The sequence below is a fragment of the Dysgonomonas sp. PH5-45 genome (genome assembly GCF_029893235.1).
Lineage (GTDB): Bacteria > Bacteroidota > Bacteroidia > Bacteroidales > Dysgonomonadaceae > UBA1309.
The window spans coordinates 1-9,596 of sequence record NZ_JARXWE010000047.1; the positions used below are offsets into that span (position 1 = coordinate 1).

Below are 9,596 nucleotides of genomic sequence, written 5' to 3' on the forward strand. Positions count from 1 at the left end.
GGCGTGGGAGATATTAAGTTCTTTATGTACAGACTGGCGATGCTATATTCGTGATATGTGACAAGGTTTATCAACCGGGAAAATCCGCTGACCCCTTTTTACATTACGCTTTTTCACCAATATATACATAAAAATATAGGTTGAAACATTTGTTCAACCTATATAAAGTATATAAATATTTTAAAGAAAAATTCTTCTTATAGAGTATTTACGTGATGTGCCAATTTAGATTTCAAGTTAGCAGCTTTGTTTTTATGTATAACATTTTTCTTTGCTAAACGATCTAACATTGAACATACCGAAGGATACATTTTTGCAGCCTCTGCCTTGTCTGTTATAAGGCGTAATTTTTTGATAGCATTACGTGTAGTTCTTGCTACATATCTGTTCTGCAAACGCTTTACATTAGCTTGTCTGATTCTTTTTATTGCTGATTTGTGATTTGCCATCTTGACTAATCTTTTTTATATTTTTATCTTGTTTCTGTTGTAGCCCATAGGGGAGTCGAACCCCTCTTTCAAGAATGAAAATCTTGCGTCCTAACCGATAGACGAATGGGCCATCCTGAGTTTCTTCCCCGTAAAACGAGGCTTGTTATCTCTCGATTGCGGATGCAAAGGTAAAACGTTTTTCGGAAACTCCAAATATTTGTTCTATATTTTTTGAATTTATTTTCACCACCCAGAACCCTTTGAATACTATTATTTCCACTTTATCGACTCTATTATCTGCACTATATCATCTCGTATGTAGCGTGTTATAGGCTCTATTGAGTCCGGATTAACCTTTTCCTGATAATACAAAGATCCCCTAAGAAAATGCGATAAACTGTCGGTTGCACAAAACTGTATAGGTGTAGCAACATCGCCTCCTATGTCGTATATGGCACCCATAACCTCATGATCCGGATTACTGAATAGGGATACGTTTATATCTTCGGCCCTCATTGTATGGGAGTACGCCAAACGATGGCTATCTTCAAAGAAATTTCGGATAGAATCTTTCTGCACCGTCAGATATGTACAGTGAACCACCGCCTTATATTTAGGATAAGTGATGTCAAACCAATGCCCCGGCAGGCTGTCATGCCGCTGAGGCTCTATTTTAGCTATTGCCGGAAATAAAAAAGTAAAGTATGGAGTAGAATACACCCTATACGAATAAACAGGTTTCTCAATCCTGTTATAACCCATTGGCTTGGGGGTATAATCGGTACAAGAAACTACAATAAGTAATAATAACCCGGAAATTGTAAAAAAGACCCTATTCATTGAAACACTATAATAAATGTTTTTCCGAGCGTGAAGGTATAAAAAAGTCTGGCACAAACTTCTATTATGCCAGACTTTCTTTTATTTCAATACTTTTCAGAATATTATTCCGTCGTCAAAATCATCCGGTTTTCGTCAGCCATCTTTCGCATATTCAATATAGCATAACGCATACGCCCCAATGCTGTATTGATACTAACACCCGTAGCATCCGATATCTCTTTGAAACTTAAGTTCTGATAATAACGCATTTCGAGAACCTCGCGCTGGTTGTCCGGCAGAAAATTAATTAACCGACGTACATCGTTCACTATCTGGCTACTGATAATTTCGTCTTCTACCGTTCCTTCGCACAAAGACACATTATTGAACAAATCGACCTGTGTCTCATCGTTCGATATCGTATTTTCGTTCTTTTCTTGGCGGAAATGATCTATAATCAGATTATGGGCTATACGGGTAATCCAAGCGCGGAATTTTCCGCTTTCGGTATATCGCCCTTGTTTTATAGTAGTAATTGCCTTTATGAAGGTATCTTGAAATATATCTTCGGACAACTCCTTATTTTTCACAATAAAGAGTATATAGTTGTAGACATTCTTTTTATGTCTTTCTAATAATTCATCAAATGCGAGATTATTGCCTACAAAATATGTTCTGACAAGTTCTTCGTCAGTCATTACAGATAATACATCCATCACTTCTTTTCACTTATTTTAGTAATTTAAAAGAGTAATGTTTTTCTATAGGCTTATGAAGTTTTTGCTGTTAAATAATGTTTTATCTCCACAAATAAACATCATTTTTTATTAATATACAAATTCCTGATAAAAAATTATTCGAAAGGGAAGAAAATTGGCAATACCACAATCATCACTATTCCCATTACCAGTTGCAGTGGCATACCCACCTTTACGTAGTCCATAAACGAATATCGCCCTGCCGACATCACTAATGCGTTGGGCGGGGTAGAAAAAGGACTTGCAAAACACATACTCGCCGCAACCGTCACCGCAAACAAGAAAGGATACGGGCTAACCCCCATTCCTACCGCAGCATGCAAGGCTATGGGTGCAAAAAGGACAGCCGTAGCCGTGTTGCTAATAAACATTGTGAGCAGAGACGTGCTGAAGTAAATTCCGGCAAGGAGGGCATATGGCCCATATTGACCTAATCCGTCAACAAGGCCGCTCGAAATAAGCGAGGCCGCGCCCGTTTTTTCGAATGCTACTGACATCGGCATCATTGCTCCGATAAGAATAACACTCTCCCAGTTTATATTATTGTAAGCTTCTTCCATATTACGCAAGCAGCCTGTCAGAACCATCAAGACCGCAGCTATAAGCACTGCCGTGACAGCCGGAATAACATTCAGCACCATAACCACAATCATGGCTATCATTATTGCTCCGGCAAGCGGTGCTTTATGGTCGAGCGTCACTTTCGAGGCTTCTTCAAGCGGTTGCCCCACAAGCACCAAGTCATTCTGCCGTCTCTTACCTATATCGGCAATATTATCCCAAGTTCCTTGTATCAACAGGGCGTCTCCCGAATGAAGTTTCTGATTTTGAATATTATTAGTCTGGTATTCGTTGTTTCGCTGAACACCAATTATGCTTACATTAAATTCTTCGCGAAAGCTTGTATCTGATATCTTCCGGTTTATCAACCGTGAATTCGGCATAATAAAAACCTCTGCTATACCAATATTCTGAAAATCGGAAAACGAACCCTCTTCTTTTTTATTCATTGGTAATTCAAGCAGATTGTTGTCCGATATAAATACATCCACATCTCCCCTGCTTCCGTTACAATAAAGAATGTCGCCCGTATCTATCTGGGTGTTAGCCCCTGCCATTTCTTCGGTCAGTGTTTTCTTTTTAGTAAGGCGGGAAACCTTCGTCACTTTGCTGATTTTCACAATATTTACATTGTATTTGGAACCTATTCCTAATTCTTTGAGCGAATGTCCCGATAGCTTAGAGCCTTCTTTTACCTCGAGCGAGAAGGACGATTGTGCCAGATCGTATTCTTCCACAAGTTCTCTCAAGCTTTTCCCTCCTGCTGTTTTGCCCGAAGCCCCGTCATCTTTCGACAGGAATATTTTACGAAGAAAAAACATCAGAATAATACCTACAAGCAAACCAACCAAACCTATCGGTGTGAAAGAGAAGAAAGATAGCGCTTCGTATCCATTACTAATTAATATATCCTGTATAACCATATTGGGTGGGGTACTGATAAGGGTCAGGATACCCATACTGCTGGCAAAAGCCAAAGGCATAAGCAACTTACGAGGGTTTATCTTGGCTTCGGCAGCCATACTCACAACAATCGGAATCATCACCGCAACCGTTCCCGTATTACTCACAAAAGCACCAATGAAGGCCGTAACAAGCATCACCGCCACAAACAGCCGGTTTTCATTATTACCTGCCAAGCGGAGAATTTTACTGCTTATCATTTTGGCAAGCCCCGTCCGAAAGATTCCACCGCCTACAATAAACAATCCCACCATCATTATCACAACCGAGTTAGAGAAACCCGAAAGAGCCTCCGCCGGAGTTAAGATATCGGTCAGCATCAACGCCAGCAAAGAGCATATAGCCACAAGGTCTGAGCGCACTTTTCCTTGCATGAAAAAGAAAGATGCGATAAGAAGTATTACAATTGTTGTATTGATAGGGGTAAATAGTTCGTGAATCATTATAATATAAAAAGTTTGCTTATTGGTTCATACTATATTACTTTTGCACACTAATTTTATTGAAAAAGAAAACAATTAAAATTAGCGCCGTACACAAAGATACAAATTTAAGCCATTATTAAAAATACCAAAACAGAGCCAATATTTTCGGCATTGTTTTTGGCAAAGAATTTGTATAAGAAACAAACCGTACAGTATTTGCATGGAGCAACATCGACACATCGTGTAAACACAAAACGCTGTATGCGAACATGATATAACAAAAAAACGGACAACCATGACTGATAAAAACAAAAAAGATTTCCAAGATCAAGAAGAGTTTAAAGACGAAAATCTGACAAATAATCAGAAAGACGAAAATCTTAATGTTGAAGAAAATGTCAATGTGGCTGAAGAAAACGAAGACGACTGGCAAGCAAAATATGCCGATATGAACAATTCGTATCTACGTCTGCATGCCGAATTCGACAATTATCGCAAACGAACAATCAAAGAAAAGGCCGACTTAATAAAAACCGGCGGAGAAAAAATATTAATAGACCTGCTTCCCGTGATAGACGACTTTGAACGGGCTATCGAGAATATGGATAAAACCAACGACACCGAAGCCATTAAAGAGGGAGTTGTGTTGATTTACAACAAATTTATTTCTTTTCTGGAAAAACATGGTGTAAAAGAAATCGAAACCGTAGGCCAGCCATTCGATGTTGACAAACATGAGGCCTTAACCAGTGTTCCTGCCCAGAGCGAAGACCAAAAAGACAAAGTGATTGACTGCGTTCAGAAAGGATATACACTACAAGACAAAGTGATCCGCTATCCGAAAGTAATCGTTGCAAAATAATATATACGCAAAAAACAATGGCCGAAAAAAGAGACTATTACGAAGTGCTGGAAGTATCCAGAACAGCTACCGTCGAAGAAATAAAAAAAGCATATAAGAAAAAAGCAATCCAGCACCATCCCGATAAAAATCCGGGAGATGCTACCGCCGAAGAAAAATTTAAGGAAGCCGCCGAAGCTTATGAAGTGCTGAGCGACGAACAGAAACGCGCCCGTTACGACAGATACGGACATCAGGCTCCCGGAGGATTTGGTGGCCACGCAGGCGGTGGATTCTCGATGGATGATATATTCTCTCAGTTTGGAGACATATTTGGAGGCCACTTCGGTTTTGGAGGAGGTGGCGGTGGTGGAGGCCGCCGCATGAACAGAGGTTCCGACCTGAGGGTAAAAGTAAAACTGACCCTGAAAGAAGTCCTGACCGGTGTTGAAAAGAAAATCAAAGTAAAAAAATACGTATCCTGCTCTTATTGCAAAGGCACAGGAGCCGAAGACGGAACAGCATTCTCAACATGCTCCACCTGTAATGGTTCGGGGGTAACAACCCGTATCATGAACACCATTCTGGGACAAATGCAAACCCAAACCACCTGTTCGGCCTGTGGTGGCGAAGGCAAATCCATATCAAAGAAATGTACCCATTGTAGTGGCGAAGGCATCGTCCGCGAAGAAGAAGTTATTACCCTAAACATCCCTGCCGGTGTTGCCGAAGGCATGCAACTTTCAATGAGCGGCAAAGGCAACGCAGCTCGCCGTGGAGGCATCAATGGCGATTTACTGATAGTTATAGAGGAGGAAAAACATCCGGAACTCTTGCGCGACGATAATGATGTGGTTTATAACCTGCTGCTCAGCGTATCGGATGCAGCCCTCGGCGCAAGTGTAGAAGTTCCAACGATAGACGGAAAAGTTAAGGTCAGCATAGAACCCGGAACGCAACCCGGAAAGGTTCTACGCCTTAAAAACAAAGGCCTACCAAGCATAAACCGTTACGGGACCGGCGATTTGCTGATAAACGTTAGCGTATACATTCCCGAAAAACTGGACGAAAGCGAAAAGAAAATTCTTTCGGGATTAGACAACTCCCCCAACTTTCAACCCAATAAATCGGTAAAAGAAAGGATTTTCAGACATTTCAGACAGATGTTCGACTAAAATCTCAAATAAGCTATAAAATAAGAATAGATAACAGTGATTTTCTCTGTAAAGAAAATCATCGTTTTTCATATATCTATCAATATCCCGTAGCTATCATTCCTTTTTAGCAGACAGCATATCTTCCAGGCGGATAAGTTCGTCACGGTATTGGGCAGCTTCAAGAAATTCAAGTTTTTTGGCAGCTTCGGCCATTTGTTTTTTTGTTTTAGCTATCGCTTTTTCTAATTCCGAAACTGTTTCGTACTTGTCTACAAATACCGTTTCCGTTTGCCTGAAATCGGGCTCCATATATACCTGAGTTCCTGTCTCTTTCTTATCTTTATTCAAAGCCGATGATGTTTTTGATTTTACTATTTGTTGCGGCACTATGCCATTGGCTTTGTTGTAAGCCATTTGTATTTCGCGGCGGCGATTAGTCTCGTCGATGGTTCTGGCCATACTTTCGGTTATTTTGTCGGCATAAAAAATAACTTTTCCATTCACATTCCGGGCTGCCCGACCAACAGTCTGGGTAAGCGAACGATGCGAACGGAGAAAGCCTTCTTTGTCCGCATCAAGAATAGCCACCAACGATACTTCCGGCAAATCCAAACCTTCGCGGAGCAAATTCACCCCAACAAGAACATCGAACAAGCCATTCCGCAACTCATCCATAATACGGACACGGTCGAGCGTATCAACATCCGAATGTATATAGTTGCATCGAACTCCGTGATTAGACAAGTACGAAGCCAATTCTTCGGCCATGCGCCTTGTCAGGGTTGTTACCAACACCCGCTCATCCAATTCGGTGCGGATTTGGATTTCCTCCATTAAGTCGTCAATCTGGTTCAGACTTGGGCGAACATCAATAGGCGGATCTAACAGTCCCGTTGGGCGAATCAATTGCTCAACCACCACCCCTTCCGACTTCATCAATTCGTAATCGGCTGGCGTTGCACTTACATAAATCACTTGCTTTGTCAGGCTTTCGAATTCTTCGAATTTAAGCGGACGGTTATCCATAGCCGCCGGAAGGCGGAAACCATACTCCACCAAATTAGCCTTGCGCGAATGGTCGCCCCCGTACATAGCCCTAATTTGCGGTATGGTTACGTGGCTTTCGTCAATCACCAACAAAAAGTCGTCAGGAAAGAAGTCTAACAAACAGAAAGGACGTGTACCCGGCAGACGGTTATCGAAGTAACGTGAATAGTTTTCTATACCCGAGCAGTATCCTACTTCGCGAATCATCTCCAAATCGTAAGTAACACGTTCGTACAAGCGTTTAGCTTCGAGGGGCTTACCTATCGACTGGAAAAAATCTACTTGCCGACCTAAGTCCAAAGCAATTTCGTCTACGGCGCGGTGTATGCGTTCTTTTGTTGTCACAAAAAGGCTGGCTGGATATATACGAAACTCGTCGAAGTTTTCGCGTTTTATGCCCGATAGCGGATCAATACTTTCTATGCTTTCTATTTCGTCGCCCCAGAAAATCACCCGAAGAATCATATCGCCTTCGGCCATAAAAATATCAACCGTATCACCCTTCACCCTGAAGTTTCCCCTACTCAATTCTACTTCATTACGCGAATAGAGTGAGCTGACAATCTGACGCAAAAACTCGTCACGTCCTACGTTCTGACCTGTATGAATAGAAATAGTCGATTTTTCGAAATCTTCCGGATTGCCCATACCATACAAACACGACACCGACGACACCACAATCACATCCCTGCGGTTTGAGAGCAACGATGTTGATGTTGCCAACCGCAATTTTTCTATTTCGTCGTTTACCGAAAGGTCTTTTTCTATATACGTATTGGTGGACGGGATATACGCCTCGGGTTGGTAATAATCGTAATACGAAACAAAATACTCTACCGCATTATCCGGGAAAAAGCCTTTAAACTCACTATACAACTGTGCTGCAAGGGTTTTGTTATGGCTCAGTACTAATGTAGGTTTTTGTGTTTCTTGTATAACATTGGCAATGGTAAACGTTTTTCCAGACCCCGTAACACCCAGCAATGTTTGATAAGGGATGTGTTGTAACACCCCTTCCGACAGCGATTTTATAGCCACCGGCTGATCGCCCGTTGGTTTATACAGAGAATTTATCTTGAAGTTCATTTCCTTTTGATGTGCTCTTCGCACATAAAACAGGGTTACACTATATTAATTTAGTCTTTATCGAATCTGACTACCGCCCAATTATCTTTTATAGCCTTTCGGTTTAATGTCAGATTATATTTTCCGCACTCTTCGGCGATAAGAGGAATATCTTCCTCATAAAACCCGCTCATATACAAAGCCCCGCCCCGGTTCAAAACAGCAGCATAGCGATGTATATCGTTCAGCAAAATATTACGGTTGATGTTAGCCAGAATCACATCGAAAGTATCAGCTCCCAACAAATCGGCTCCACCAATCTGAATCTCCACATTGCTGATATTGTTTAGGTTGAGATTTTCGATTGCATTGTCGTACGCCCATTTATCAATATCTATCCCCAAAACCGATTTTGCACCGCGCATAGATGCCAAAATAGCAAGGATAGCTGTGCCACAACCCATATCCAAAACCGTCTTTCCGGTATAATCGGTATCCAATATTTCCCGAATCATAAGTTCGGTTGTTTGATGATGCCCCGTGCCAAAAGCCATTTTGGGGTCTATCAGTATATTATATTCGTAGACAGCAGGTTCTTTATGAAAAGTGCTTTGAATGATACATCGGTTGTCTATAATAAGCGGTTTGAAGTAGTTTTTCTCCCACTCTTCGTTCCAGTCTTTGCCTTCTATCGTCTGGGCTGTATAACTCAATGTAGTCTCTAACGGAAAAGCAGCAAGGGTTGCCTTCAGTTCGTCTTCGTCAAAAGCCGTAGCCTGTATATAGGCTGTCACGCCATCCGGTGTTTCAACAAAGCTTTCAAAGCCAATTTCGGCCAAGATAGCCGATAAAACATCGTTCACAGCCTCATTATCAGGAGTTGCCGTAAACTTCACTTCTACATAATCCATAAGGTACTTCCAACAGTTTTGATTTGTGTAACAAACTTAGATAAAAATTTGCTATTTATAAGCGAGTCTGATAAAAGAATAGCTTATTTTATGCAAACAAGACCAACAATATGTATCTTCATAAAAAAGTTTCAACTCAATTCTTATGAATCAATATTGTGGTCTTGATGTACACAAAGATAGTGTCTTTGCTTGTATAATCAATGAGTCCGGGGTATTAAAAGAGCAAAAGTTTGGCACATTAACCTCTGACTTATATGAACTTCGCTCCTTATTGGAGCAGTATGATGTTTATCAAGTTGCTATGGAAAGCACCAGTATTTACTGGATTCCCATTTGGCGTGTACTGGTGGATAGTTTTGACTTGAAGTTAGTCAATCCTCTTTTTATCAAACAGCTTCCCGGTCGCAAGACCGATGTTCGCGATGCACATTGGATTGCTTTGGTTTTGATGAAAGGTTTAGCTTATGGGAGTTATGTTCCAGATCAGCAAACACAATCGCTTCGTCAGTATGAACGGCGTTATTCCGCATTGAACAAACGTATTGTTCATACAGAACAATGTGTCGGAATGTTTGCTCAAAATGATGGAACTATGTAACCAAAGTTACGCGG

At 41.1% G+C, this 9,596-nt stretch carries 9 protein-coding genes and 1 tRNA gene; 3 read left to right on the forward strand and 7 right to left on the reverse strand.

The window, feature by feature from the left end; translation table 11 throughout:
• Positions 1–197: 197 nt before the first annotated feature.
• The 5 genes from rpsT to M2132_RS11540 all read right to left on the reverse strand — a co-directional run bounded on the left by rpsT (position 198) and on the right by M2132_RS11540 (position 3,954).
• Entirely contained in the window at positions 198–449 is a 252-nt protein-coding gene (gene rpsT / locus M2132_RS11520; RefSeq protein ID WP_280673692.1) for a 30S ribosomal protein S20, read from the reverse strand.
• A gap of 40 nt (positions 450–489) precedes the next feature.
• Positions 490–561: transfer RNA gene (locus M2132_RS11525), tRNA-Glu, on the reverse strand.
• Between the two features lie 140 nt (positions 562–701).
• A complete protein-coding gene (locus M2132_RS11530) occupies positions 702–1,193 on the reverse strand; it encodes a hypothetical protein (protein ID WP_280673694.1) in 492 nt (163 codons plus the stop codon).
• A gap of 182 nt (positions 1,194–1,375) precedes the next feature.
• The gene (locus M2132_RS11535; protein ID WP_280673696.1) at positions 1,376–1,969 is read right to left on the reverse strand and encodes an RNA polymerase sigma factor; all 594 of its coding nucleotides are present in this window, start codon (positions 1,967–1,969) and stop codon (positions 1,376–1,378) included.
• Positions 1,970–2,106: 137 nt separating this feature from the next.
• Complete coding sequence (locus M2132_RS11540) at positions 2,107–3,954, reverse strand: SLC13 family permease (RefSeq protein ID WP_280673713.1); 1,848 nt, start codon at positions 3,952–3,954, stop codon at positions 2,107–2,109.
• A gap of 301 nt (positions 3,955–4,255) precedes the next feature.
• Between M2132_RS11540 and M2132_RS11545 the strand changes: the two genes are divergently transcribed.
• Together M2132_RS11545 and dnaJ are read left to right on the forward strand one after the other, a co-directional pair.
• Entirely contained in the window at positions 4,256–4,822 is a 567-nt protein-coding gene (locus tag M2132_RS11545; RefSeq protein ID WP_280673698.1) for a nucleotide exchange factor GrpE, read from the forward strand.
• Positions 4,823–4,839: 17 nt separating this feature from the next.
• On the forward strand, positions 4,840–5,976 hold the full coding sequence (gene dnaJ, locus M2132_RS11550) for a molecular chaperone DnaJ (protein WP_280673700.1): 1,137 nt from the start codon (positions 4,840–4,842) through the stop codon (positions 5,974–5,976).
• A gap of 96 nt (positions 5,977–6,072) precedes the next feature.
• Here the strand turns inward: dnaJ and uvrB are convergent, their stop codons facing one another.
• Positions 6,073–8,091 (reverse strand): excinuclease ABC subunit UvrB, encoded by a 2,019-nt coding sequence (uvrB, locus tag M2132_RS11555; protein WP_280673702.1) that lies wholly within the window; start codon positions 8,089–8,091, stop codon positions 6,073–6,075.
• A 50-nt stretch (positions 8,092–8,141) separates the two neighbouring features.
• Positions 8,142–8,981 (reverse strand): 50S ribosomal protein L11 methyltransferase, encoded by an 840-nt coding sequence (gene prmA, locus M2132_RS11560; RefSeq protein ID WP_280673704.1) that lies wholly within the window; start codon positions 8,979–8,981, stop codon positions 8,142–8,144.
• A 145-nt stretch (positions 8,982–9,126) separates the two neighbouring features.
• On the opposite strand from prmA, the gene M2132_RS11565 reads away from it, so the two are divergent.
• Positions 9,127–9,582, forward strand: a complete 456-nt coding sequence (locus M2132_RS11565; protein ID WP_280673711.1) for a transposase — start codon at positions 9,127–9,129, stop codon at positions 9,580–9,582.
• Positions 9,583–9,596: the final 14 nt, after the last annotated feature.